This is a genomic window from Paraburkholderia sp. D1E (assembly GCF_052682275.1).
This window is the reverse complement of record NZ_JBQYMB010000001.1, coordinates 602,064-627,533: the sequence shown is the minus strand read 5'-3', so window position 1 is coordinate 627,533 and position 25,470 is coordinate 602,064. Positions and strand designations below refer to the sequence as shown.

At 63.9% G+C, this 25,470-nt stretch carries 18 protein-coding genes; all 18 read left to right on the top strand.

Features of this window, described 5'->3' with window-relative positions; genetic code table 11:
- Positions 1 to 12: 12 nt before the first annotated feature.
- The 18 genes from ACUN0E_RS02950 to tssK all read left to right on the top strand — a co-directional run bounded on the left by ACUN0E_RS02950 (position 13) and on the right by tssK (position 25,469).
- Entirely contained in the window at positions 13 to 5,109 is a 5,097-nt protein-coding gene (locus tag ACUN0E_RS02950; protein WP_445565590.1) for a beta strand repeat-containing protein, read from the top strand.
- A gap of 209 nt (positions 5,110 to 5,318) precedes the next feature.
- Entirely contained in the window at positions 5,319 to 5,645 is a 327-nt protein-coding gene (locus tag ACUN0E_RS02945) for a hypothetical protein (RefSeq protein WP_445565589.1), read from the top strand.
- Positions 5,646 to 5,657: 12 nt separating this feature from the next.
- A complete protein-coding gene (locus ACUN0E_RS02940; protein WP_445565588.1) occupies positions 5,658 to 7,820 on the top strand; it encodes a protein kinase domain-containing protein in 2,163 nt (720 codons plus the stop codon).
- Positions 7,821 to 7,898: 78 nt separating this feature from the next.
- Positions 7,899 to 8,534 carry a hypothetical protein gene (locus tag ACUN0E_RS02935; RefSeq protein ID WP_445565587.1) on the top strand — a complete coding sequence of 212 codons (636 nt, stop codon included), beginning with the start codon at positions 7,899 to 7,901 and terminating at the stop codon, positions 8,532 to 8,534.
- A gap of 84 nt (positions 8,535 to 8,618) precedes the next feature.
- Entirely contained in the window at positions 8,619 to 9,674 is a 1,056-nt protein-coding gene (gene tssA, locus ACUN0E_RS02930; RefSeq protein ID WP_445565586.1) for a type VI secretion system protein TssA, read from the top strand.
- A 33-nt stretch (positions 9,675 to 9,707) separates the two neighbouring features.
- Positions 9,708 to 10,208: a type VI secretion system contractile sheath small subunit gene (gene tssB, locus ACUN0E_RS02925; protein WP_445565585.1), complete on the top strand. Its 501-nt coding sequence runs from the start codon at positions 9,708 to 9,710 to the stop codon at positions 10,206 to 10,208.
- A 27-nt stretch (positions 10,209 to 10,235) separates the two neighbouring features.
- Positions 10,236 to 11,726 (top strand): type VI secretion system contractile sheath large subunit, encoded by a 1,491-nt coding sequence (gene tssC, locus ACUN0E_RS02920; protein WP_445565584.1) that lies wholly within the window; start codon positions 10,236 to 10,238, stop codon positions 11,724 to 11,726.
- 66 nt (positions 11,727 to 11,792) lie between these two features.
- Positions 11,793 to 12,278 (top strand): Hcp family type VI secretion system effector, encoded by a 486-nt coding sequence (locus ACUN0E_RS02915; protein WP_445565583.1) that lies wholly within the window; start codon positions 11,793 to 11,795, stop codon positions 12,276 to 12,278.
- Positions 12,279 to 12,363: 85 nt separating this feature from the next.
- On the top strand, positions 12,364 to 13,173 hold the full coding sequence (locus tag ACUN0E_RS02910; RefSeq protein WP_445565582.1) for a type VI secretion system accessory protein TagJ: 810 nt from the start codon (positions 12,364 to 12,366) through the stop codon (positions 13,171 to 13,173).
- A 7-nt stretch (positions 13,174 to 13,180) separates the two neighbouring features.
- The gene (tssE, locus tag ACUN0E_RS02905; protein WP_445565581.1) at positions 13,181 to 13,690 is read left to right on the top strand and encodes a type VI secretion system baseplate subunit TssE; all 510 of its coding nucleotides are present in this window, start codon (positions 13,181 to 13,183) and stop codon (positions 13,688 to 13,690) included.
- A complete protein-coding gene (tssF, locus tag ACUN0E_RS02900) occupies positions 13,690 to 15,579 on the top strand; it encodes a type VI secretion system baseplate subunit TssF (RefSeq protein ID WP_445565580.1) in 1,890 nt (629 codons plus the stop codon). Before tssE ends, tssF begins: the two co-directional genes overlap by 1 nt.
- Positions 15,564 to 16,571: a type VI secretion system baseplate subunit TssG gene (tssG, locus tag ACUN0E_RS02895; RefSeq protein ID WP_445565579.1), complete on the top strand. Its 1,008-nt coding sequence runs from the start codon at positions 15,564 to 15,566 to the stop codon at positions 16,569 to 16,571. Before tssF ends, tssG begins: the two co-directional genes overlap by 16 nt.
- 73 nt (positions 16,572 to 16,644) lie before the next feature.
- Complete coding sequence (gene tssH / locus ACUN0E_RS02890) at positions 16,645 to 19,317, top strand: type VI secretion system ATPase TssH (protein WP_445565578.1); 2,673 nt, start codon at positions 16,645 to 16,647, stop codon at positions 19,315 to 19,317.
- A gap of 14 nt (positions 19,318 to 19,331) precedes the next feature.
- On the top strand, positions 19,332 to 19,721 hold the full coding sequence (locus ACUN0E_RS02885) for a DUF4280 domain-containing protein (RefSeq protein ID WP_445565577.1): 390 nt from the start codon (positions 19,332 to 19,334) through the stop codon (positions 19,719 to 19,721).
- 34 nt (positions 19,722 to 19,755) lie between these two features.
- Entirely contained in the window at positions 19,756 to 21,735 is a 1,980-nt protein-coding gene (locus ACUN0E_RS02880) for a type VI secretion system Vgr family protein (protein ID WP_445565576.1), read from the top strand.
- Between the two features lie 6 nt (positions 21,736 to 21,741).
- Positions 21,742 to 23,409, top strand: coding sequence for a type VI secretion system-associated FHA domain protein TagH (gene tagH / locus ACUN0E_RS02875; protein ID WP_445565575.1), 1,668 nt, complete (start codon positions 21,742 to 21,744; stop codon positions 23,407 to 23,409).
- Positions 23,406 to 24,026: a type VI secretion system lipoprotein TssJ gene (tssJ, locus tag ACUN0E_RS02870; protein WP_445565574.1), complete on the top strand. Its 621-nt coding sequence runs from the start codon at positions 23,406 to 23,408 to the stop codon at positions 24,024 to 24,026. The genes tagH and tssJ overlap by 4 nt, the downstream gene beginning before the upstream one ends.
- A gap of 108 nt (positions 24,027 to 24,134) precedes the next feature.
- Positions 24,135 to 25,469 (top strand): type VI secretion system baseplate subunit TssK, encoded by a 1,335-nt coding sequence (tssK, locus tag ACUN0E_RS02865; protein ID WP_445565573.1) that lies wholly within the window; start codon positions 24,135 to 24,137, stop codon positions 25,467 to 25,469.
- Position 25,470 lies beyond the last annotated feature (1 nt).

Sequence of the window (25,470 nt, the reverse complement as noted above, 5' to 3'; positions counted from 1 at the left end):
GCGGCGCTGGATGTGCAGAACACGCTTGCCAATGCCGTGACGTTAAGTGGCGGCGTGCTGGAGACAACGACCGGAACCGGCACGGTAAGTGGACCGGTCGCATTGAGCAGCAGCGGCACTTTTGCGACTGGCTCCGGTGCGACGCTCACGGTCAGCGGAACCATCAGCGGCGGCGCATCACCGAATGCGCTGACCATCGGCGGCCCGGGTACGGTGGTGCTGACCGGCGTCAATACGTACGCAGGCGGCACACAGGTGAGCGCCGGCACGCTTCAGGGCGATACGCAGAGCCTGCAGGGCAACATCGGGAACAACGCGTCGCTGGTCTTCGATCAGGCCTCGAACGGCACGTTCAACGGCACGATCAGCGGGACTGGCGCCGTCGCAAAGCAGAACACTGGCACGCTGACATTCAACACGCAACAGAGTTACGGCGGCGGCACTAGCGTTACGGGCGGCACGTTGGCGCTGGCCGGAAACGGGGTAGCCGGCACTTCCGCGATTACGGTAGGCAGCGGTGCCGCGCTGGACGTTCAGAACACGCTGGCAAATGCAGTGACGTTGAACGGCGGCAGCACGCTGGAAACGACAACCGGCAACGGCATCGCGAACGGTCAGATAACGCTGAATGGCAGCAATGCATTTTCGACCGGCAATAACGCGACGCTGACCGTCAATGGCGTCATTGTCGATGGTGCGTCAGCGGGCGCTCTTGCCGTGAACGGCACAGGCATAGCGACACTGACCGGCGTCAACACCTTCAGCGGCGGTACGACGATTAGTGGCGGCACCCTGGCGCTGACCGGCAACGGAACAGCAGGTACTGCAGCGATTACGGTGAGCAGCGGTGCCGCGCTGGACGTGCAGAACACGCTCGCCAATGCAGTGACGTTAAGCAGCGGGACGCTGGAGACGACGACGGGATCCGGCACGGTGAATGGACCTGTTGCATTAAACAGCAGTGGCACTTTCGCGACCGGTTCTGGTGCGACGCTCACCGTAAGTGGGGTCGTGAGTGGCGGCGGATCACCTAACGCGCTCACTATCAGCGGACCAGGAACGGTGGTGCTGACCGGAGTCAACACCTACAGAGGCGGCACACTGGTGAGCGCTGGCACGCTGCAGGGCAATACGCAGAGCCTGCAGGGCGGCATTACGAACAACGCTTCGCTGGTTTTCGATCAGGCATCGAACGGCACGTTCAGCGGCACGATCGGTGGGACCGGTGCGGTGACTAAACAAAACACCGGCACGCTGACGTTCGGCACCGCACAAAGTTATGGCGGGGGCACAAGTGTCACGGGCGGCACCCTGGCGCTGACTGGCAACGGCTCGGCCGGCGCTCAGTCAGGTTTGGTCGCGGTGGGCAGCGGTGCAGCACTGGATGTGCAGACCACGCTTGCCAATGCGGTGACGTTAAGCGGCGGGACGCTGGAGACAACGACCGGAACCGGTGTGGTGAGCGGACCGGTCGCGTTGAACAGCAGTGGCACTTTTGCGACCGGTTCAGGCGCGACGCTCACGGTCAGCGGAGTAATCAGCGGTGGTGGGTCACCGAATGCGCTCACCGTCAGCGGACCGGGAACAGTGGTACTGACCGGAGTCAATACGTACACAGGCGGCACACTGGTGAGCGCCGGCTCGCTGCAGGGCAATACGCAGAGTCTGCAGGGCAACATCGGGAACAACGCTTCGTTGATTTTCGATCAGGCATCGAATGGCACGTTCAGCGGCACGATCAATGGCACCGGTTCAGTGACGAAGCAGAGCACCGGCACGCTCACGTTCAATACAGCACAAAACTATGCCGGTGGAACAAACGTCACGGGTGGCACGCTGGCCTTGACAGGCAGTGGTACGACCGGCAGTGCAGAGATCGCGGTCGGCGGTGGCGCTGCGCTGGATGTGCAAAACACGCTTGCCAATGCATTGACGCTGAACGGCGGCGGGACGCTGGAGACGACGACCGGCGCCAGCATCGTAAGCGGCCAGGTGACGCTGAACGGCAGCAACACGTTCTCGACGGGCAACAACGCGACGCTGACCGTCAATGGCGTCATCGTCGACGGCGTACCGGCAGGCGCGCTCGCCGTGAACGGTGTGGGCACGGTGACGCTGACCGGCATCAACACCTTCAGCGGCGGTACGACGATCAACGGTGGCACCTTGGCCCTGAGCGGCAACGGCACCGCCGGCGCTTCGACAGCCGCGATCACGGTGGGCAGCGGAGGCGCGCTGGATCTGCGGAACACGCTCGCTAACGCATTGACGCTGAATGGCGGTGGCACGCTGGAAACGACAACCGGCACCGGCATCGCGAATGGCCAGATCACCCTGAACGGCAGCAACACGTTTGCGACTGGGAGTGGCGCGAGGTTGACCGTGAACGGGGTCATCGGCGACGGCACATCGAAAGGATTACTGATCGTCAACGGATCGGGCGCCGTGGTGCTGAACGGCCTCAACACCTATAGCAACGGCACGACGGTGACGGCCGGCGCGCTACAGGGCAACGCCACCAGTTTGCAAGGCAATATCGGTCTTGCGAGCGCCACTTCGCTGGTGTTCGATCAGGCATCGAACGGTATCTTCAACGGCTCGATCAGCGGCGCCGGCGCAGTCACGAAACAGAACAGCGGCACGTTGACATTCAACGGTACGCAAAGCTATGGCGGTGGCACGACGGTTTCGGGCGGCGCATTGCAGGGCAATAGCGCCAGTCTGCAAGGCAATATTGCACTCGCTAGCGGAACGGGGCTCGTGTTCGACCAAGCATCGACCGGTACTTTCAACGGCACGATCAGTGGCGCGGGCGCGGTCACGAAACAGAGCACCGGTACGCTGACGTTCGGCACAGACCAGACATACACCGGCGGCACGAGCATGACCGGCGGCGCCCTGGCTTTGACGGGCAACGGCACAGCCGGCGCCCCGGAGGGTGCGATCACGGTGGGTAACGGCGCGGCACTGGATGTGCAGAACACGCTTGCCAATGCGGTGACATTGAATGGCGGCACGCTGGAGACGACCACGGGTAGCGGCATCGTGAACGGCGCGGTGACGCTCAATGGCAGCAACGGCCTCGCGACCGGCGGCAACGCGGCACTCACGATCAACGGCGCGCTCGGCAACGGTGCATCGGCGGGCGCGTTGGTCGTCAGTGGGACGGGGCTTGTGACGCTGAACGGCATCAGCAGCTTCAGCGGCGGCACGAGCGTGATGGGCGGCACGCTGCAAGGCAATACGGGCAGCCTGAACGGCAACATTGCGCTCGCCGGCGGTACACGTCTCGTCTTCGACCAGGCGTCGGCCGGCACCTTCAACGGAGCGATCAGTGGCGGCGGCGCGCTCAGCAAGCAGAACACCGGCACGCTGAGCTTCGATACAGCCCAGACCTACACCGGCGGCACCACCGTGACAGCCGGCACGCTTGCGCTGAAGAACAGCGGCACCGCGGGCGCACAGACGGGCGCGATCACGGTCGGCAGCGGCGCCACGCTCGATCTGCAGAACACGCTTGCAAACGCCGTCACGCTGGCGGGAGGCACGCTGGAAACGACAACCGGCAACAGTGTCGCGAACGGGCTCGTCACGCTGAGCGGCGGCAGCACGGTATCGGCGGCATCGAATGCAGCGCTCACTGTCAATGGCGCGGTTCGCGACGACGGCACGGGACAATCGCTGACCAAGCAGGGCGCCGGCCTCGTCACGCTGAATGGCGCGAATAGCTATACCGGCGGCACGTCGATCACACAAGGCACGCTGGCCGTCGGCGCGGGCGGTTCGCTCGGCAGCGGTCTCGCGACGGTGAACGGCGGCGCCACGCTCGCGCTTTCCGGCGCCACACTCGGCAATAACCTCAGCCTGCTCAGTGGCAGTACGCTCGTTGCGAGTGGTGGCCTCAACACCTTGTCGGGTGCGTTCAACGTGCGCGGCGCCACATTCAACATCGGTGCCGGTTCGACACTCAACGCGAGCAACGCCTTCAATCACTTCACCGGCGCGGCGACGTTTACCGGCGGCGGTTCGCTTGCTCTCAGCGCGGACACCGGCGGTATCCAGCTCGGCACGACGACGCTCGCGAACCTGACACTGCAGTCGGATGGCGCCGTCACGCAATCGGCCGCCGCGACGATTACCGGTAGGACCTCGATCGCAACGACCGGCGCCGCCGCGATCACGCTCAACCAGGCCAATCAATTCGGTAACCTGCTGCAATTGAGCGGCGGACCGACCAGCGTGAATAGCGCGGGCGCACTGAACTTCGGGGCATCCAATGTGGCGTCGCTGAACGTGAGCGCGGGTGGCGACATCACGCAGAGCGGCGCGCTACAGGTGAGCGGCACGACCACGCTCAGCACGCCGAACGGCAATCTGCTCCTAGATCTGGCCAACACGTTCGGCGCACTGGTCACGGCTCGCGCCGCTGGCGGCTCACTGACGAGCGCGCAGGACCTCGCCTTGGCGTTGTCGACGCCCGGCACGATGAACGTAACGGCGGGCGGTGCGCTCAAGATCTCCGGCACGGCCGGCAACCTGTCGACGACAAGCGGCGGCGCCACGACGTTCGGCCCCACGCTAATCGGCGACGCGCTCACGATCGTCGCTGGCGGTTTCGTCACCACGGCGAGCGGGGCGTCGGTGGGCGCGAACAGCATCACGCTCACGACGAAGGAAAACCAGAATGTCGGCGCAGCGCTGCCGGGCGAGTTCACTCTGAACAACGTCGGCAAGCTGTCGCTTGTGTCTGGTTACGACGCGTTTTTTTCGCTGCCTGATGGCCAGCAGACCCGCTTCGCGATCGGCACGAAGGTCAACTGCGCGCGCGTCAACATGGGGCCGTGCGTCGGCAACAACGTGCTGATCAGCGCAATTTCCTCGGTGCAGGCGGGGATTCAGTCGGCGATGGTGAACCAGATGCATCAGGAGGACGAATTCACGCTGAAGGTGAAATACGGATTCGCCGGCGATCTCGAGCAGGTTCAGACCTATCCGCACGAGGGCGACCTCGAGGTGCGCCAGCCCGCGCCGTGCCGGCTCGCCGATCACGCCGTCGCCGAACCGCGCGACGAGAGCGTGCGCCTGCGTGCAACGGAGGTGTGTCCGTGAACTCGCCTGTGAGAGTGCTCGCGCAGTCGCTTATAAGGTCGCTCCTGACACGGAGGATTTCGCCGACATTCGCCAATGTTGCATGGTGGATCGCCGCCATGGCTGTTGCGGCCAGTGTTGCCACCTGGGGTTCCGCAAGAGCCGAGCCCCAGGTGGCATGCTCGCTCGGCTACCCGCTACCGCCGCCCACGCACACACAGAAAAAAGCGATGGACGCACCCCGCCGCGTGCCGCTCGCGCGCATGGACGATCCGCGCTGCGCCGCTCAACCCAGCGCCGCACTGGACCGGCTCGCGGCCTATCACTGCGCGCAACTGTACGACGCGGCCGGCCAGCTCGAGGAAGCGCTTGGCTGGTACGACGTCGCGGCCGTAGCCGGCTATGGTCCCGCGCAAAAACGTCTCGGCAACCTGTACGGCGGCGAGGGCGACGTCGCGCGTGATTATGCGTGTGCCGTGTACTGGCAGCGCCGGGCGCGCGAGTCCGGCGAGTCGATCGATCTTCCGCATGTTTTCATGGGAGGCACGCCGCCTTGAGCGGCCGCAGCGATGGAAGAGCTACAACAACTCGGCAGATATCAGATCAGGCGCGTGCTTGGGCGCGGCGCGATGGGTGTCGTCTACGAAGGCGTCGACCCGAAACTGAACCGGCCGGTCGCGATCAAGACCATTCTCAAGAGCCAGCTTTCCGATCCGGAAATGGCGGCCGAATATCAGGTGCGCTTCGAGCGGGAGGCGCAGGCCGTCGCGCGGCTGAGTCATCCGCATATTGTCGGCGTGTTCGATTTCGGCGAAGAGAACAACGTCGCCTACATCGTGATGGAGCTGATTCGCGGCGAGGAGCTCAAGGCGTACTTCGACAAGGGCACGAAATTCGCCGTGAAGGACGCGGTGCGCATGACCGGTGAATTGCTCGACGCGCTTGGCTACGCGCACGAGCAGGGCATTGTGCATCGCGACGTGAAACCGGCGAACGTGATGCTCGACGCACAGATGCGCGTGAAGTTGACCGACTTCGGCGTTGCGCGGCTGTCGGATACCGGCAGCGACGGCACCCAGGCCGGCACGATGGTCGGGACACCTAGCTATATGTCGCCCGAGCAGGCAATGGGCAATCCGGTGGGTACACGCTCCGACATTTTCGCGGTCGGCATCGTGCTGTACCAGTTGCTGACGATGAAGCGGCCGTTTGTTGGAGACGGTCATTGGGCCGTGCAACGGCAGATCATCCAGGACGATCCGGTGCCGCCCTCGGTGCAGAATCCGGCGCTCGATCCAGTGTTCGACGCGATTGTGTTTCGTGCGCTCGCGAAGAATCCCGAGGAACGTTACCCGTACGCGAGGGCATTCAAGGAAGACCTGCAACGCGCACTCGCCGGCCAGGCGATCGACGAGGACGAAGCGACCATGCTCGCGGTGGCCGCGGCGCGCGCGCGACCGCCCGGCGAAACGGGCGCGGCACGCGGCACGCGCGTCGCGAACGATTTGAGCGCGGTCGAGATCGAGTTCTGGAAGACCATCAAGGACAGCAGCGATCCGGACGAATTCGAACTTTATATCGCGAAGTTTCCGGACGGGACCTATGCCGATCTCGCGCGCCGCAAGCTGGCGAAGCTGCACGGCGACGATTCGGCGGCGTCACGCTCCGGTGCGCTTGGTGACGGTGGAGCGGAAGGGGGCACGCGGCTCGCGCTTGACCGGCCACGCCAGCCTGGTATGCCGGCGGGCTCGGGCGACGGATCGGTGCGGCTAGCGCCGGTCGCGAAGAAGGGCGGCACGACTGCGCTGATCGCGGTGGCGTCGGTGGCGCTGCTGGCCGTGGGTGGCGGCGGATACTTCATGCTCAGGCAAAGCACGCCGGTATCGGTGAATGGTGGCGGGTCCGCGGCAAGTGTGACGCCGCCGGTCGATGCAAATAGGTCATCGCTCGTGGCGGGGAAGCCTGCGGAGGCGTCCGCATCGCAAGGTGCTGCGTCCGGCGCGGAGGCACGGGTTGCGACAACACCAGTTGGCGACGAGAAGGGTAATCCGAGTGCCCCAGGTGCCACGAATACGTCCGTGGCGACCAACGCCACAAACGCCACGAACAGCGCAAGCAGCACAAGCACAGCACAGCGTGAAGCCGTACGCCTGAAGGCTGCATCCGCTGCATCCGCTGCCGACGCGGAGCGCCGCGCGCGCGAGGCGCTTGCGAAGAACCGCGCTTCGGAAGCGGTGGTGAGCGCGAGTAAAACCACCAAGCCGAATGCCGCGCCAACGGCGGCATCGACAGCCATTGTCGCGCAGCAGACGCCGCATACGACGTCGGCGCAAGCAGCGGCGCCAGTCAGCAGCACCACGGCGTCGCATGCCGCCCCGACGTCTGTGGCACCCACGCCGTCGCAGGCAAATGCGCAAGCAACGTCCCCCGCCGCGCCTGCGCCCACGCTCGCCGCCAAACCTGCCGATACCACACCCGCCGCCGAGCCGAAAGTATCGTCCGCCGATCTGCTCGCGCAGGCGGCGAAGCTGCAAGGCGAAGGCAAGCTCAACGACGCCGTACGGCTCTACAAACGCGCGGCGCGTGGCGGCAGCGGTCAGGCGGCGAAGCAGTTAGGCGACATCTACGGAAACGGCTCGGGCGACGTGCCGCGTGACTACGCGGAGTCGATCCGCTGGTACAACGTCGCGCGCACGGCGGGTGTGGATGTGCCGGATGTGAGCAAGCGGTAAGTGTTGGGTGGCCACTTTTTCGCCACTGCGAGTAGCGCCTGAAAATCGTCAATGCATCGCTAACGAAGGAGAATGAGCATGGCTGATATATACGGAGAAAGTGACAGCAGCAAGGGGATGTTTCACCGTGCCACCGGCGTTCCATTCGCAACGTGGATGCGAGGCAATGCCGATGAATACGGGACACTGACAACTTACGTCGACAACGCAAGGACGGGCAGAACGCAGTTGCTGCGCAAGCACGAAAACAGCGTTGAGCAACACCGTGAGCTCAGTGAGACCGCGGATCAACTCAAGCAGCAACTGGGTGTGAATCGAGAGGATATCGAGGCTGCCCGCAAGGTCAAGGAAATCGAGCAGCAGAACCTTGATGCGGTCTACTTGAGTAGCCCACTGTCGACGACCCCCAGAGTTCCCACGGGCACGGAGTTATTGATGAAGCCGCTCGCGTTTTTTCCTTTCCTGGGGAATGCGATCAGCGGGTATCAGCTCTACAGTTATGGGAAAAGAAGAGACGACGCGTTGAAGCGGGTGGAGATATCGCACCAGGCCATTGAGTCGATCGAAGGCTTCGGCCAGGGGATCGCGACTCAGGAAAGGCAGGCGCGCGCGATTCAGAAAAAGGCACTGGAACGGGTCCAGGCGGATTTGACCGTGCTGCAGAGTCTTGAGAACTCGACGCAACAGAAGATCGATCGTCTGAAGCAGCTATAGCCTCGCGTCCGTGGCTGTGATCGGCCACGGAAACGTTTGGGAAACGCATCATCTCAATAATTCACTCCGCGATCAGAAAAAGGGGTGAACGTGTTCGATGCCGATGCAATCCTGACCGAGTTATCCGTGGACGCGCCGTGCGGCAGCGACCTGGAATACGACGCGGCGTTTCTCGAGCTCGAAGAACTCGCCAAGGGCAAGGAAGAGGCGCAGTTCGGCGCGACCGTCATCGCGGGTGAACCGGCGGACTGGAAAGCGGTCCGCAAAGCTTGCCTTGCGTTATTCACCCGCACGCGCGATCTGCGCATTGCCATCCATCTGACCCGCGCGATGCTCGAAATCGAGGGCATCGCCGGGTTCACACAAGGTCTCGTCGTGCTGGATCGTTTGCTCGACGCGAACTGGGATCACGTACATCCGCAACTCGATCCGGACGACGACAACGATCCGACGATGCGCGTCAACGCGCTCACCGCGTTGATCGACTCCACCACCGTTTTGCGCACGCTGAAGGCAGCCTCGCTCATCGACGCCGGCGTGGCGGGACGCGTCAGCCTGCGCGACATCGAAATCGCTAACGGCGAAATGGCGGCCCCCGAGGGTGAGGAAGCGCCGACGATGACGTTGATCGAAGGAATCTTCCTGAACGTCGAGCTCGGCGTGTTGCAGCAATCGGCGGCGTTACTCGAAGAAGCCTGCGCGTGTATCGAACACATCGAATCGCAACTCACCGCGCGGGTGGGCGCCGCACGCGCGATCGATCTCACTGAACTCAGCCGGCTGCTCAAACGCGCCCGCGACTTCGCAGCGCAGCGTTTGCAACGCCGTGCACCGGCCGATGCGCTTGAGTCAGACGACGCAACCCATGCAGCCGACGCGGACGGCGCGGGCGGCGACGCCACCCAACCCGGCGCGAACGCCTCAGCACGCAAGGACGAAATCACCGGACGCGACGACGTCACGCGCCTGCTCGACAAACTCTGCGCGTATTACGAACGCCACGAGCCGTCGAGTCCCGTGCCCCTGATGCTGCTGCGTGCGCGGCGCCTCGTGACGATGAGCTTCCTCGAAATCGTCGCGGACCTCGCGCCGGAAAGCATGGCATCCGTCCGCCAGGTGGGCGGCATTCAGTCGGAGTAATCCCAGCAACCCCTTCGTAAGCGGAGAGTCATCGTGGCCAAGGAAAGCAGTCAGAAATTCATCGCTCGAAACCGGGCGCCGCGCGTCCAGATCGAGTATGACGTTGAGGTGTATGGATCGCAGAAGAAAGTGCAGATCCCGTTCGTGATGGGCGTGCTCGCCGATCTGTCCGGCAGGTCGGCCGACCCGCTCGCACCGGTCGCCGATCGCAAGTTCCTCGAGATCGACGTCGACAACTTCGACGAGCGGATGAAGGCAACCAAGCCGCGCGTGGCGATCCAGGTGCCGAACACCCTCACGGGCGAAGGCAATCTCTCGGTCGATATGACCTTCGAGAGCATGGACGACTTTTCGCCCGCGGCGATTGCCCGCAAGGTCGGCTCGCTCAACCAGTTGCTCGAAGCGCGTTCGCAGCTCGCCAATCTTCTGACCTACATGGACGGCAAGACCGGCGCGGAAACGTTGATCGCGCAACTGCTCGAACAGCCGGCGCTGATGCAGGCGCTCACCTCGTCCCCGAAGCCGCAGGAATAACCCCAATCGCTACCGACGGAGTTTCACATGGCCGAGACCAGTACCGAATCACAAGCGTCGCCAGGCGGCGAGACCGTTGAGGTGAGCGAGTTCGCGAGCCTGCTGCAAAAGGAATTCAAACCGAAAACCGACAAAGCGAAAGAAGCCGTCGAAGAGGCCGTCAAGACACTCGCGGTGCAGGCGCTTGCCGGCACCCACCTGGTGTCGAACGATGTGCTCGCCACCGTCGGCGCGTTGATCGCCCAGATCGACAAAAAGCTCTCCGAGCAGATTCATCAGATTCTGCACAATGAGGAGTTCCAGGCACTCGAAAGCGCATGGCGTGGCCTGCATTATCTGGTGAACAACACCGAGACCGACGAGATGCTGAAGATCCGCGTCTTCAACGTGTCGAAGAACGAGTTGGGCAAGACGCTCAAGAAATACAAAGGCACCGCGTGGGATCAAAGCCCGGTGTTCAAGAAGGTCTACGAAGAAGAATACGGTCAGTTCGGCGGTGAACCGTTCGGCGCACTCGTCGCCGATTACTACTTCGACAACAGCGCGCCTGATGTCGACCTGCTCAGTTCCATGGCCAAGATCGCGGCCGCCGCGCACGCGCCGTTCATTAGCGCCGCCGATCCGTCCGTGATGCTGATGGACTCGTGGCAGGAACTCGCCAATCCGCGCGATCTGACAAAAATCTTCCAGACGCCCGAGCACGCAGCATGGCGTTCGTTCCGTGATTCGGAGGACGCGCGCTACGTCGGTTTGACGATGCCGCGCTTCCTGTCGCGCGCGCCGTACGGGGCGAATACGAATCCCGTCGAGGAATTCGACTTCGAAGAAGATACGAGCGGCGACCCGAAGAACTACACATGGTCGAACGCCGCGTATGCGATGGCGGTCAACATCAACCGCTCGTTCAAAACCTATGGCTGGTGCTCGCAGATTCGCGGCATCGAATCCGGCGGCGCACTCGAAGGCTTGCCCGTGCACACGTTCCCGTCGGACGACGGCGGCGTCGACATGACCTGTCCGACCGAGATCGCGATTAGCGACCGCCGCGAAGCGGAGCTGGCGAAGAACGGCTTCATGCCGCTCATCCACAAGAAGAACACGGACTTCGCCGCCTTCATCGGCGCGCAGTCGTTGCAGCGCCCAACCGAATACGAAGACGCCGACGCGACCGCCAACGCCAATCTCGCGGCGCGCTTGCCGTACCTGTTCGCGACCTGCCGCTTCGCGCATTACCTGAAATGCATCGTGCGCGACAAGATCGGTTCGTTCAAGGAACGCCGCGACATGGAGATCTGGTTGAACAACTGGATCGGCCAGTACGTGGAAAACAACCCGGCCACTGCGACCGAGGCCGACAAGGCGCGCAAACCGCTCGCCGGTGCGGAAGTCGTGGTGGAAGAAGTGGAGGGTAATCCGGGCTATTACGGCGCGAAGTTTTTCCTGCGCCCGCACTACCAGCTCGAAGGACTGACCGTGTCGCTGCGGCTCGTCTCGAAGCTGCCGTCGGCCAAGAAGTAATCGGCTTAGCAAGCTCCGGCAGCCCGTTGTCCATCGGGTTGTTGTTCACTTATCAAGAGGAAAAAAATGATTCTCCTAAACTTCGCAACGCAGATCAAAGGCACCTCCAAGGTCGAAGGCCATACCGACTGGATCGCCGTCAATTCCATGCAACTGGGCGTCGGTCGCGCCATCTCCACGAGCAGCGACGGCGCGACCGATCGCGATACGAGCAATCCGTCCTTCTCGGAGGTGACGTTCTCGAAGCCGACCGATATCGCGTCGGCCGACCTGTTTGCCCAGGCGACCTATGGCAAGTCGCTAGGTAAGGCCGAGATTCACTTCATCCAGACGGGTGGCGCGGACAAGACCGACCAGGTGTATCTGAAGATCGAACTCGAGGAGGCGATCGTGAGTGCCTATTCGTTGTCGAGCGGCGGTGACCGGCCGTCCGAATCGTTCTCGTTGAACTTCGCGAAGATCTCATACCAGTACGACCAGTTCGACGGCGCCACGGTGAAGACCGGCACACCGAAGAAGTGGGATCTGAGCACGAACAAGGCGACGTATTGAGCTCAGCGGTTCGACAACAACGACCTTCACCGCTCCTCATGCCGCGGCGCTCGCGCCGCGTGCTGGGGAGCTTCAGAGACACGCCATGACGACTCAGGATCTGTTGCGAAGCGGCCGGCTCGACGACGCACTCGCCGCGTTGACGCAGGAAGTGCGCGCCAACCCGGCCGATCCGAAAAGCCGCGTCTTCCTGTTTCAGCTGCTTGCCGTGCTTGGCCAGTGGGAGCGCGCGAATACACAGCTTGCCGTGTGCGGCGAGTTGGATGCCGGCGCGCTGGCGATGGTGCAAAGCTACCGCGAGGCGTTACGTTGCGAAGCGCTGCGCGCTGAAGTGTTCGCGGGGCGGCGCACGCCCGTCATCTTCGGCGAACCGCAAGCGTGGATCGCGCTGATGCTCGAAGCATTGAAGCGCGATACCGACGGCGCCTTCGCCGAGGCCGCACGCCTGCGCGAAGAGGCGCTAGACATGGCGCCCGCCAGCAGCGGCACGCTCGACGGCGAGCCGTTCGAATGGATTGCCGATGCGGATGCGCGCCTTGGGCCGCTGGTGGAGATGATCGTCAATGGCCACTACTACTGGGTGCCGTTTCACCGGCTGACCCGGATCGCTTTCGACGCACCAGCGGATTTGCGCGACACCGTGTGGATGCCGGCTCAGGTGACCTTCGCGAGCGGCGGCGAGAGCGTTGCGTTTGTGCCGACCCGTTACGACGGCACACTCGCCGTGGCGAATGACGCGTTGAAACTCGCGCGCCGCACCGAATGGCATGAGCCGCGCGAAGGCGTGTTTGTCGGCGTGGGGCAGCGCGTTTTTGCGACTGACACGGGCGACCACTCGCTGATGGACGTGCGTGAAATTCAGATCGACGCCGCGCCCGCAGCGCCGCTGCAGTGAGACGATCATGGCCGAACTGACCGCGAAAGAACGTCTCCAGCCGTCGCTGCTCGACCGGCTGACCGACGACGAACCAGACAACACGCAGGAATCGCGCGAGCGCCGCGTGCTGTCGATGCGTACGCTGCGCCAGGCCGTGTTGCGCGATCTCGCGTGGCTCTTCAATTCCAATGGCATCGGTATTCTGCAGGACCTCGAAGCATTTCCGCTCGCCGCGCAGTCGGTTATCAACTATGGCATTCCCGATTTTTCCGGGCAGACCGCGTCGGGAATCGACATCGAGGGCGTCGCGCGACGCATGCGCCAGGCGATCTGGGACTTCGAACCACGCATCTTGCGCAACACGGTCCAGGTTCGGCCGATCGAGTTCGACCAGAGCTCGCATAATCAGCTCGTCTTCGAACTCGAAGGCGAACTGTGGGGGCAGCCCGTGCCCGAGCGCCTGTTTCTGAAGACCGAGCTCGATCTGGAGATGGGCGAGATACGCGTCACCGATTTCGACGCGGTGTTTTCCTGATGGACACGCGCCTCTTGCGCTACTACGAGCGCGAACTCCAGCATCTGCGCGAGACCGGCGGCGAATTCGCCCGCGAATTTCCAAAGGTCGCCGGACGCCTCGGGCTGGAAAGTTTCGCGTGCGCGGACCCTTACGTCGAGCGCCTCCTGGAAGGCTTCAGCTTTCTCGCCGCGCGCGTGCAGATGAAAATCGACGCGGAGTTTCCACGCTTCACCGAACATCTGCTGGAGCTGGTTTATCCGCATTACCTTGCGCCGGCGCCCTCGATGGCAGTAGTGCAGTTCTCGCCGGATCTGGCGGAAGGCAGCCTTGCGTCTGGCTTCAGGTTGCCACGCGACACCGTGCTGAAAAGCATCCTGGGTAAGAACGACCAGACGCCGTGCGAATACCGCACCGCGCACGAGACTACGCTCTGGCCGCTTGAAATTGCCCACGCGGAGTACTTTGCGCACGCGGGTGAGCTCGCCGGACTGGATTTTTCGCGGCTAGGCAAAGTGCGCGCCGCGTTGAGACTGCGCTTGCGCACCACCGCCGGCCTTGCATTCAACGAACTGTCGCTCGAGCGCCTGACGCTGCATCTGCGCGGCAGCGATGCGCTGCCCGCGCAGTTGTACGAGCAGATATTCGGTCATGCTCTGGCGTTGATCGCGATCCCGGCCAAGGCCGAGGCCAACGGCAACGCTGCGTGGCACGAGGTGATCGACCGGGTGCAGATTGGCCGTGTGGGTTTCGCGGCGGACGAAGCCCTGCTGCCGCACGGACCGCGTTCGTTTCACGGTTACCGGCTGCTGCACGAGTACTTCGCGTTCCCGCAGCGTTATCAGTTCGTCGAATTCAGCGGCCTCGCGCGTGCGGTCAGCCGATGCGCGGACAACGAACTCGATCTGGTAATCCTGTTCGACAGGTTACAGCCGTCGCTGGAAGGCGGCGTTGGAACGGAAACGTTCAGCCTGTTCTGCACGCCGGCGATCAACCTGTTTCCGAAGCGATCGGATCGCATTCACCTGACGAAACAGCATGCCGAGTTTCACCTGATTCCCGACCGTACCCGGCCGATGGATTTCGAAATTCATCAGGTGGTGTCTGTCACTGGCTACGGCAGCGGCAAGGACGAGCAGCAAGCCTTCCGGCCGTTCTATGCGGCCAACGATCTGATGAACGAGCGTGAGGCGGGCGCGTACTACCAGGTGCGCCGCGCGCGCCGCGTGCTGTCCGAGCGGCAGCGGCGCCAGGGGCCGCGTTCTAGCTATGTCGGCAGTGAGATGTTCGTCTCGCTGGTTGACCCGCTGGAGGCGCCTTATCGCAGCGATTTGCGCCTGCTTGGCGCCGAGTTGTTGTGCACCAATCGCGATCTGCCGCTTTCAATGCCGCTAGGCCTTGGCAAGACCGACTTCACACTGGAGGCGAGCGCGCCCGTTCAGGCCGTGCGCTGTGTCGCCGGACCGACTGCGCCGGCGCCTTCGCATGCCGAAGGGGAAGTTGCCTGGCGCGTGGTCAGCCATCTGTCGCTGAACTACCTTTCCTTGCTCGATCAAGGTGAGAAGGAGGGCGCTTCGGCGCTGCGCGATCTGCTGCGCCTTTACGTGGGCGTCGCCGATACGGTGGGGCACCGGCAGATCGAAGGCGTGCGCTCGGTGTCGTCGCAACCCGTTGTGCGACGCATTCCCGGGCCGGGGCATATCGCCTACGGGCGAGGCTTGCAGGTCACCGTGACGATGGACGAAAGCGCGTTCGAAGGCGCCGGCATCTTTCTGTTCGGTAGCGTGCTCGAACAGTTTTTCGCTAAGTACACATCGCTCAATACTTTCACCGAGACCGTCGTGCGTTCGACAACGCGCGGTGACATCATGAAATGGCCGGCGAGGATCGGACGATGCGAGATCCTGTAGGGCGCCTCGCGCCGCTCACCGACGAGCCTCGGCGCTTCGACTTCTATGCGGCCCTGCGGCTGATCGAGGCCGCGTACCCGGACAACCCGCGCTTGGGCCGGTCGCAGCGCGCCGCCGACGATCCGGTGCGGCTTGCGCAGGCGGTGACGCTCGCATTCGAGCCGGCGATGATCGAGAAGCTCGAATGGCGCGGCGAAAAACCGCCGCGCATGGAGGTCAATTTTCTCGGCTTGAGTGGGCCGAACGGACCGCTGCCGCTGCATCTGACCGAGTACATCCGCGACCGCTTGCGCAATTCGGCCGACCCGACGCTGGCGCGGTTTCTCGACGTATTTCATCACCGCATGCTGTCGCTGTTCTATTGCGCGTGGGCGAACGCGCAGCCTGCAGTCAGTCTCGACCGCCCTGAAGCCGACCGTTTCTCGACGTATGTCGCCTCGCTCGTCGGGCTTGGCATGCCTTCGCTGCAGCACCGCTCAACGTTGCCAGGCGTCGCGAAGCTTCACTACGCAGGGCGTCTTGCCGATCAGCGCCGAAACGCCGAGGGCCTGGCTGCGCTACTCGCGGATTTCTTCCGCGTGGCCGTGAGCGTCGAGCCTTTCGTCGGTCATTGGATGCGCTTGCCTGTCGATGAGCGCACGCGATTGAAGACCGGCGTCAACGCCGAACGGTTAGGCTTGAGCACCGTGCTGGGCAGCGCGGTATGGAACGTTCAACACAAGTTCCGTTTGCGCATCGGTCCGCTCGACTTCGAGCAGTTCTGCACGTTGTTGCCAGGCGGCGCGAACCTCGCGCGCCTGATCGACTGGGTCCGGCAATACGCGGGCGACGCGCTCGCCTGGGATGTGCGGCTTGTACTCAGGAAAGAACACGTGCCGCCGTTGCAGCTCGGGCGCACCGCGCGGCTTGGGCTTACGACCTGGGTCGGCGGCCGGGAACGGGCGCGCGATGCCGATCAGTTGCTGTTCTATCCGGTTCCTTCGCGATTCTGAGGCGACAAGCCTCCTGTGTCAGAGAAAGAACATTTCGTTAAACCTGGGCATCCACACGCTCAAGAGGACATTCATGGCTGAGATCAGTCGCGTCGCGCTGTTCGGGAAGTTGAACGGGCTCGCTTACCGGGCGATAGAAAGCAGTACGGTGTTCTGTAAGCTGCGTGGCAATCCGTACGTGGAGCTTGCTCACTGGATTCATCAGATCCTGCAACTGCAGGACTCCGACCTGCATCGCATCATTCGCCATTTCGATATCGACGCCGCCGTGCTTGCGCGCGACCTGACGGCGTCGCTTGATCGTATGCCGCGCGGCTCGACCTCGGTCACCGATCTGTCGTCGCAGGTCGAGGAGGCCGTTGAACGTGCGTGGGTGTACGGCACGCTGATGTTCGGCGAGTCGCAGGTGCGCACCGGCTACATCGTGGTCGGGCTGCTGAAGACGCAGGGCTTGCGCCACTCCTTGCATGCGATCTCGCGCCAGTTTGAGAAGGTCAAGAGCGAAGCGCTCGTCGACGCATTCGATGAAATCGCCGGCGCCTCGCCGGAATCGAACCTTTCGCCCACGGACAACTTCCAGATGGGCGCGGCAGGGCCCGGCGAAGCCAGCGGTGCGCTCGCACCGGCTGCACTCGGCAAGGGCGAAGCATTGAAACGCTTCACGCTCGATCTGACCGAACAGGCGAGAAGCGGCAAGCTCGACCCGATCGTCGGACGCGACGAAGAAATTCGCCAGGTGATCGACATCCTGATGCGGCGGCGCCAGAACAATCCGATTCTCACCGGCGAGGCCGGCGTCGGCAAGACAGCAGTGGTTGAGGGATTCGCCCAGCGCATCGTGGCGGGCGACGTGCCGCCGCAGTTGCGCGAGGTGCGCCTGCTCACGCTCGACGTCGGTCTGTTGCAGGCTGGCGCGAGCATGAAAGGGGAGTTCGAGAACCGTCTGCGGCAAGTGATCGAAGAGGTGCAGGCATCGGAGAAGCCGGTGATCCTGTTCATCGACGAAGCGCATACGCTGGTGGGCGCGGGCGGTGCCGCGGGCACCGGCGACGCCGCCAATTTGCTCAAGCCGGCCCTCGCGCGCGGCACGCTGCGCACCGTCGCGGCGACCACCTGGGCCGAATACAAAAAACACATCGAGAAAGACCCGGCGCTCACGCGCCGCTTCCAGGTCGTGCAGGTGGCGGAGCCGTCGGAGGAAAAGGCTTTGTTGATGATGCGCGGCATCGCCTCGTCGCTGGAAACGCATCACCGCGTGCAGATTCTCGACGAAGCACTCGATGCCGCCGTCAAGCTGTCGCATCGCTACATTCCGGCGCGACAACTGCCGGACAAAGCCGTGAGTCTGCTCGACACGACTTGTGCACGCGTTGCGGTCAGCCAGCATGCCACGCCCGCCGCGATCGACGATGCCAGAAAGCGCATTGTCGCGCTCGAAACGGAGTTGGCGATCATCGGGCGCGAGACGGCGGTCGGCGTCGACACGCTTGAGCGCGAAACGCTCGCGACCCAAAAGCTCGTCACCGAGCGTGCGCGGCTCGCCGAACTCGACGCCCGCTGGCAGACAGAAAAGGCGCTGGTCGACCGCATCCTCGAACTGCGTGGCAAGTTGCGTGACGCGACCGGCAAGGTCGAAAGCGCGGCGGATGCGGGCAGCGCCGAATCATGGTTCGCCCAGCTGAAAGATCTGCAGGCACAACTCGCTGCGCACCAGGGCGAGACGCCGCTGATTTTGCCGACCGTCGATCACCAGGCGGTCGCCTCGGTCGTGCAGGACTGGACGGGCATTCCGGTCGGCCGGATGGTGAAGAACGAAATCGAGAATGTGCTGAAACTCGCCGATACGCTGTCGCAGCGGATCATCGGCCAGCGCCACGCGCTCGACATGATCGCTAAACGCATCCAGACTTCGCGCGCGGGTCTCGACAATCCGGGCAAACCGATTGGCGTGTTCATGCTGGCCGGCACCTCGGGCGTGGGCAAGACCGAGACCGCTTTGGCACTCGCAGAGGCGTTGTATGGCGGCGAGCAGAACGTCATCACGATCAACATGAGCGAGTACCAGGAAGCGCATACCGTCTCTTCGCTCAAGGGCGCGCCACCCGGCTACGTGGGCTACGGCGAAGGGGGGGTGCTGACCGAGGCGGTTCGCCGCCGCCCGTACAGCATCGTGCTGCTCGACGAAGTGGAAAAGGCCCACCCGGATGTGCACGAAATCTTCTTCCAGGTATTCGACAAGGGCTGGATGGAAGACGGCGAAGGCCGCGTGATCGACTTCAAGAACACGCTGATCCTGCTGACGACGAATGCCGGCACCGATCTGATTACAAGCCTGTGCAAGGACCCGGACCTGATGCCCGACGCCGACGGCATCGCCAAAGCGCTGCGCGAACCGTTGCTGAAGGTGTTTCCGCCTGCGCTGCTGGGCCGCCTCGTCACGATCCCGTACTACCCGCTGAATGACGAGATGATCGGCGCGATCATCCGCCTGCAACTCGGGCGCATCGCGCGGCGCGTCGCACAAAGCCACAAGGTGCCGTTCACCTACGACGACGAAGTGGTCAAGCTGATCGCGAGCCGCTGCACGGAGCTCGAAAGCGGCGGCCGGATGATCGACGCGATTCTCACCAACAGTCTGCTGCCTGCCATCAGCGGTGAATTTCTCACGCGGCTGATGGACGGCAAGCCGGTGCGTCGCGCGCACATCACCGTGTTGAACGGCGAGTTCTGTTATGCATTCGATTGAGGAGCGGCCCCGCCATGGCTAGTCAGGTCTCGATGGGCGCGACCCTGAAGTGCTCGTTCGGCGCGGTGCCGTCGAGCCTTGTCGTGTTGCCCACCAACAAGGTGTTCGCGGAAGGGCCGCCTGCTGCGAACATCATGGATCACATTCCGCTCGTCAACGTCATGCCGTTCGGCATCTGCAACTCGGTCTCGAACCCGACGGTCGCCGCCGCGACGGCGGCCGCGCTCGGCGTGCTGACGCCGATGCCCTGCGTGCCCGCGACGGTGTCGCCGTGGACGCCTGGCGCGCCGACGGTGACGATCGGAAAATTTCCGGCACTCGACAACACATCGACCTGCTTATGCACCTGGGGCGGCGCGATCAGCTTCGTCGCACCGGGTACCGTCAAAACGATGATTCCCTAAAGGCTGACGCGTGGCGACCTTAGCGACCACCTCCATGACCACTCAGAAGAACCGCCCGTGCGCCGTGTCGAGCCCGCTCGGCGACGATGCGCTGCTGTTTGCCGGCATGAACGGCAGCGACGAACTCGGCCGGCTCGGTGAATACCGGCTCGACCTGCTGAGCGAGAGTGCTTCGCTCGCGCTGCACGACATTCTCGGGCAGCCGATGGGTGTGCGTATCGACCGGCCGGGCGGCAACCCGCGGTATTTTCATGGCTATGTCACGAAGTTTGCGCACACCGGCTGGCGCGCCCGCTTCGCGACCTATCAGGCAACGCTGCATCACTGGTTGTGGTTCCTCACGCGCGCGCACAACTGCCGGGTGTTCCAGAACAAAACGGTCGTCGAGATCATCAAGGACGTCTTCAACGAGTATCCGGCGAGTTTCGATGTGTCGCTTTCCAGCACGTATGAAGCGCTGCCGTATTGCGTGCAGTACCGTGAGACTGACTTTGACTTCGTGAGCCGCCTGATGGAGTCGGCCGGGATTTACTATTTCTTCCGTCAGGAGGCCTCGAGCCACACGCTCGTGCTCACCGATTCGTACGCGGCGCACAGCACCCTCGACGGCGCCGGATCGATTCGTTACGTGGCCGGTGGCGTGGGCGGCACGCGGGGCATCGAATGCATCGGCGAGTGGGCGCTGCAGGGTGCGCTGCAGACGCACGAGCAGAGCGCCGCGGATTTCAACTTCGAGATGGCGACCAATCGAGAGGCCAGTATCCCGCTTGCGCAGGCCGCGTTGCAGTCGGACTATGAGCATGCCACCGCGGCGCGATTCGATTATCCTGGGGGTTTCTCAACCAGGGCGGCCGCGGAGACCGTGGTCCGCACGCGTATGGAGGCGATCGAGGCGCAGGCCCAGCGCGTCAGTGGCCGCTCGAACATTTGCGGCATCAGCCCCGGTGGACTGTTCGATCTGTACGACCATCCACGAGTCGATCAGAACACGCACTATCTCGTGACGGGCGCCCGCTACGCGATTTCATACGGCGGTTACGAACCGGCTGGCGGTGCGGCGGAAGGCCTGGTGTTCTCCTGCACGTTCGACGCGCTCGACAGCACACATGCCTATCGCACCCCGCTCACGACGCCCAGACCTTCGATACGTGGCCCGCAGACCGCGTTCGTGACGGGCAACAACGATCAGGAAATCTGGACCGACCAGTACGGCCGCGTCAAGGTGCGATTTCACTGGGACCGCTCCGGTGTCAGCGATGGTGACAGTTCGTGCTGGGTGCGTGTCGCCCAATCGTTCGCCGGTAAGCGCTGGGGCGCGCTGTTCCTGCCACGCGTCGGGCAGGAGGTGGTGGTCGAATTTCTCGACGGCGACCCCGACCGGCCGCTCGTCACGGGCACCGTCTACAACGCCGGGATGATGCCGCCCTACGCGCTGCCCGACAACGCCACGCGCTCGGCGATGAGGAGCGATTCGTTGAAAGGTGGCGACACCTACAGCGAACTGCGCTTCGACGACAAAGGCGGCAGCGAGCAACTGTTTCTCTACGCGGGCCGTAACCAGGACAACACCGTCAAGAACGATTCGCTCGAATCGGTGGGCAAGGACCGCCATCTGTCCGTGGCGGGAAATCACTACGCCAAGGTCACGGGCGACCGGCACGACACGGTGCAGGGCGCACACAACGGCAAGATCGGCGGGACGCTTTCGTTCGACGTGACGGGCGACACCCAGCACAAATCCGGTGGCAATTTCGCGCTGGGCGCGGGCGGTCGCATCGATCTCAAGGCCGCGACTATCACGCTGGAGGCGGATCAGATGCTGACCTTGAAAGTCGGCGGCAGCACGATCGTGCTCACGCCGAATGGCGTCTCGATCTCCGCGCCCACCGTTGCCATCGACGGCTCGGCAATGGTCAATATCAACGGCGGCGGCGCGAGCAGCGGAGGGTCCGCGCAAGCGGCCGCGCCGCAAGCGCCCGATGCGCCCACGGAGGCAGACGATGGCACGAGGTAATCCATCATGGTCCTGATACTTCGCGTCGAACACTACCGCAATGCAGCGGCGCCCGAGGCGATCGAGAGGAAGTTCGAGGTGGATGGCGGCACCATCGGCCGTTCAACCGATAACGACCTCGTCCTGCCGGACCCGGACAAGCTGATCTCGCGCGCGCATGCGCGCATCGAGTTCCGCGATGGCAGTTTTTTGATTCAGGACGTCGGCAGTAATCCCAGCGTGTTGAACGGGCGGCCGCTGGGCGGCTCGCGGCAGGCTCGTCTGACGCACGGCGACGATCTCGCGGTGGGTGAGTATCTGTTGAGCGTGGTGGTGCAGGCCGAAGCACCGGCCGCCGTGGCGGCGCCGTCCCCAGTGGCGGCCGGCGATGGCCTTGACGATCTGCTCGGTTCGTGCGGGGGCGTGCCATTGCCCGATCCGCTAGCGTTGCCGCCGCGCCTCGACGCGTTGCAGATCGGCAGCGGGCCGGCGGACGATCCGCTGGGACTCGATGGGCCGTTGAACCCGCACGCGGGGCCGTTGGCAGACGCGCTGTTCGAACGTCCATCGCTCGCGCGGACACCGGGCTATAGCGGTTCGATGGGGACGCATGCGGCGCCGGAGTCGTTGCCGTTCACCGGCGCGTCGATGGGTATTCCTACGGACTACGATCCGTTTGCCGATCTGGGGTACGGTGGCCGGGGTGGTCATGACACGGTGGCAGCATTGCCACAGCGGCTGCATGAGCAGACAGCGAGCGAAGCGCCGGTGGTTGCGTCCGAGCCGGTGCTGCTGCCGGAGTTCACGATTCTCGGGCGCTCAGGGCAGGGGTCGAGCACGCCCGTGCCGCCTGCACCGTTGCCGTTTACGCGTGATGACCGAACGGATCCGCTATCGGTGGTCTCACAGAATGAGCAGGCAGGTACACCGCCCGTGATTGCGCGAGCGGAGCCGGTCACGTCGATGCCGGATGTCACGCTCGCGGAAGTACCGCCTCAGTCACCTGCGTTGGCGCAGGGAGTCCGGCCAACGCCAACGGGCCAGGCAGTGCCAACTCCAGCGTCCGCGCGGGCACACACTCCGGCATCCGCTCCCGTCCCAACCCAGGACGCCATCCTGCAAGCGCTACTCAAGGGTCTCGGCGTGCCTGATCTGCCGCTCGGCTCGCGTAGAGCGGTGGAACTCGCCGAACTGGTCGGTCAGATGCTGCGCGAATCGCTCGGCGGAACCATCGACGTGCTGATGGCGCGCGCGCTGACCAAAAAGGAGATTCGCATCGACATGACGGTGATCGGCGTGCGCGACAACAATCCGCTGAAGTTTTTCCCTGACGTGGATAGCGCGCTGATGCAGATGCTGTCGGGGCGCGGTGCGGGTTACCTGCCGCCGCTCAAGGCGATCTGGGCCTCGTTCGACGACATCAAGGCGCACGAGCTCGCGATGGTCGCCGGCATGCGCGCGGCGCTGCTCGACGTGCTCAAGCGTTTCGATCCGGCGGCGATCGAGAAGCGCATCTCGGCGCCGAGCGTGATGGACAAGATGCTCGGCGGCAACCGCAAGGCGCGCATGTGGGATCGCCAGGTGGAAATGTACGACGAGATGGTGCGCGAGGCCGACGACGACTTTCAGCGCCTGTTCGGCGAACGTTTCGCGAGCGCTTATGAAGACCAGATCGGACGCATACGTTCCAAATGAAAACTCCTTCTCCATTGGGTCTGTTCCAACGCGTGTCGGTTGCACCGCACGAGAATCTGTCTGCGCGGCCATGGCACACCGATCACATGCGCCGCCTGCTCGTCTTTGGCGCGGCAAGCTCGCTACTGGCCGGCTGCGGCATGCTGGACAAGCTGCCCTTGGTCGGCAAAGCCAAGCCACCTCCACCGGCCCCCGCGGCGCCGGCACCGCAGCTTATCGACGTCACGCTGAAGGCCGCTACTGAACTCAACCCGGACGTCACCGGCCGGCCATCGCCTCTCGCGGTGCGGCTTTACCAGTTGAAGTCGGCGAGCAAGTTCAGTAACGCCGATTTCTTCGCGCTATTCGATCACGACAGTGCGTTGCTCGGCGCCGACCTGCTGGCGCGCGAAGACCTTCAGATCGAGCCCGGCGCGAGCCGCACCGTGGTGTTGGAGCGCGCGAAAGACGTTCGGCAGGTCGCTGTGCTGGCCGCGTATCGCGACGTCGACTCGGCGAGCTGGCGCGCGGTCGTCGACGTGTGGCCGGCCGATGTCAAACAGGTCGAGGTTCGGCTCGAAGCGCTGGGCGTCGCGATCGCGGCAGCGGCGAGTCACGGCGGCGCGCCCCATTCGTAGATTGCACAGCACACATAGGCCGTCGGCGGGCGGCCCGTGACAGTCCCGAACTCGTCAGGCCAGCGGACGAATTGATGAATCGAAGCATCACCGGAGTTAGCACACGCGATGTCCTGGAACAACAAAGTCATCTGGTCCGAGGGGATGTTTCTGCAGCCGCAGCATCTCCAGCAACACGACCGTTACCTGCATGCGCTGGTCGAATCGCGAGCGGCCGGGCTGCGGCCGTATGGCTGGGGCTTTACCACGCTCAAGCTCGACGACGCCCAACTCGCGCTCGGCAAGCTGGCCATTCTCGAATGCGCGGGCGTGCTGCCTGACGGCACGCCATTCGCTCTCTCCGCCGCCGACGCCCCGCCGCCGGGCATCGACATTCCCGACGACGCGCGCAACGCGCTCGTCGTGCTTGCGCTGCCGGTGCGCCGACCCGGCATTCCGGAGGCCACGGCAGCGCCGTCCACCGACAGTTTCGCGCGCTACGGCACGCTCGAATACGAAGTGAACGACAACAACGCGGACGGTACCGGCGCGGCGCTGCTGCAGATCGGCAAGCTGCGCCTGAGACTCGCGTTCGAAACCGAAGTGGCGAACGCGCATGCGTGTCTGGGCGTCGCACGTGTGATCGAGCGGCGCGCGGACAGCCGCATCGTGCTCGATCCCGATTACGCGCCACCGTGTCTCGACTACCGGGTGGCGCCGCGGCTCGCCGCTTTCGCAGACGAATTCACCGGACTGTTGCGCCAGCGCGGCGAAGCGCTCGCGAACCGGCTGACGGCGCCCGGCACAGGCGGAGTCGCCGAGATCCAGGACTTTCTGCTGCTGCAACTCGTCAATCGCACGGAGCCGCTGGTCGCTCACCTGGCGACGATGACCGGTTTGCACCCGGAAGATCTGTTCCGCGTCGCGGTGGCGCTGGCCGGCGAGCTGGCCACCTTCTCGCAGGCTAACAAGCGTACCGCGCAATACCCGGTGTACCGGCATGACGGGCTTGCCGAAACCTTCATGCCGGTGATCGCCGATCTGCGGCAGTCGTTGAGCATGGTGATGGACTCTGCCGTCGTGCCGATTCCACTCGAGGCACGCAAGTTCGGCGTGCATGTCGCGGTGGTGCCGGACACCGAGCTCTACAAGTCCGCGATGTTCGTGCTCGCGGTCAATGCGCAAATGCCCGCCGAAACCGTGCGCAACAGCTTTGCGCAGCAGGTCAAGATCGGGCCGGTCGAAAAAATCCGCGACCTCGTCAATTTGCAGCTTCCCGGCATTGCATTGCGCGCGCTGCCGGTTGCGCCGCGGCAGTTGCCGTTCCACGCCGGCTTCACGTACTTCGAACTCGACCGCAGCAACGATCTGTGGAAGCTGTTGCCCACGTCGGCCGGTTTCGCGATGCACGTGGCGGGCGAGTTCCCAGGTCTGCAACTGGCGTTCTGGGCCATCAGGAGATAGC

Bases quoted from the DNA above. Each gene is read 5' to 3' on its own strand.
- tssG (WP_445565579.1), top strand. From the start codon at position 15,564: ATGCGAGATCCTGTAGGGCGCCTCGCGCCGCTCACCGACGAGCCTCGG.
- ACUN0E_RS02935 (WP_445565587.1), top strand. From the start codon at position 7,899: ATGGCTGATATATACGGAGAAAGTGACAGCAGCAAGGGGATGTTTCAC.
- tssH (WP_445565578.1), top strand. From the start codon at position 16,645: ATGGCTGAGATCAGTCGCGTCGCGCTGTTCGGGAAGTTGAACGGGCTC.
- tssJ (WP_445565574.1), top strand. From the start codon at position 23,406: ATGAAAACTCCTTCTCCATTGGGTCTGTTCCAACGCGTGTCGGTTGCA.
- tssE (WP_445565581.1), top strand. From the start codon at position 13,181: ATGGCCGAACTGACCGCGAAAGAACGTCTCCAGCCGTCGCTGCTCGAC.
- ACUN0E_RS02885 (WP_445565577.1), top strand. From the start codon at position 19,332: ATGGCTAGTCAGGTCTCGATGGGCGCGACCCTGAAGTGCTCGTTCGGC.
- ACUN0E_RS02880 (WP_445565576.1), top strand. From the start codon at position 19,756: ATGACCACTCAGAAGAACCGCCCGTGCGCCGTGTCGAGCCCGCTCGGC.
- ACUN0E_RS02940 (WP_445565588.1), top strand. From the start codon at position 5,658: ATGGAAGAGCTACAACAACTCGGCAGATATCAGATCAGGCGCGTGCTT.
- ACUN0E_RS02910 (WP_445565582.1), top strand. From the start codon at position 12,364: ATGACGACTCAGGATCTGTTGCGAAGCGGCCGGCTCGACGACGCACTC.
- tssC (WP_445565584.1), top strand. From the start codon at position 10,236: ATGGCCGAGACCAGTACCGAATCACAAGCGTCGCCAGGCGGCGAGACC.
- tagH (WP_445565575.1), top strand. From the start codon at position 21,742: ATGGTCCTGATACTTCGCGTCGAACACTACCGCAATGCAGCGGCGCCC.
- ACUN0E_RS02945 (WP_445565589.1), top strand. From the start codon at position 5,319: ATGGACGCACCCCGCCGCGTGCCGCTCGCGCGCATGGACGATCCGCGC.
- tssF (WP_445565580.1), top strand. From the start codon at position 13,690: ATGGACACGCGCCTCTTGCGCTACTACGAGCGCGAACTCCAGCATCTG.
- ACUN0E_RS02915 (WP_445565583.1), top strand. From the start codon at position 11,793: ATGATTCTCCTAAACTTCGCAACGCAGATCAAAGGCACCTCCAAGGTC.
- tssK (WP_445565573.1), top strand. From the start codon at position 24,135: ATGTCCTGGAACAACAAAGTCATCTGGTCCGAGGGGATGTTTCTGCAG.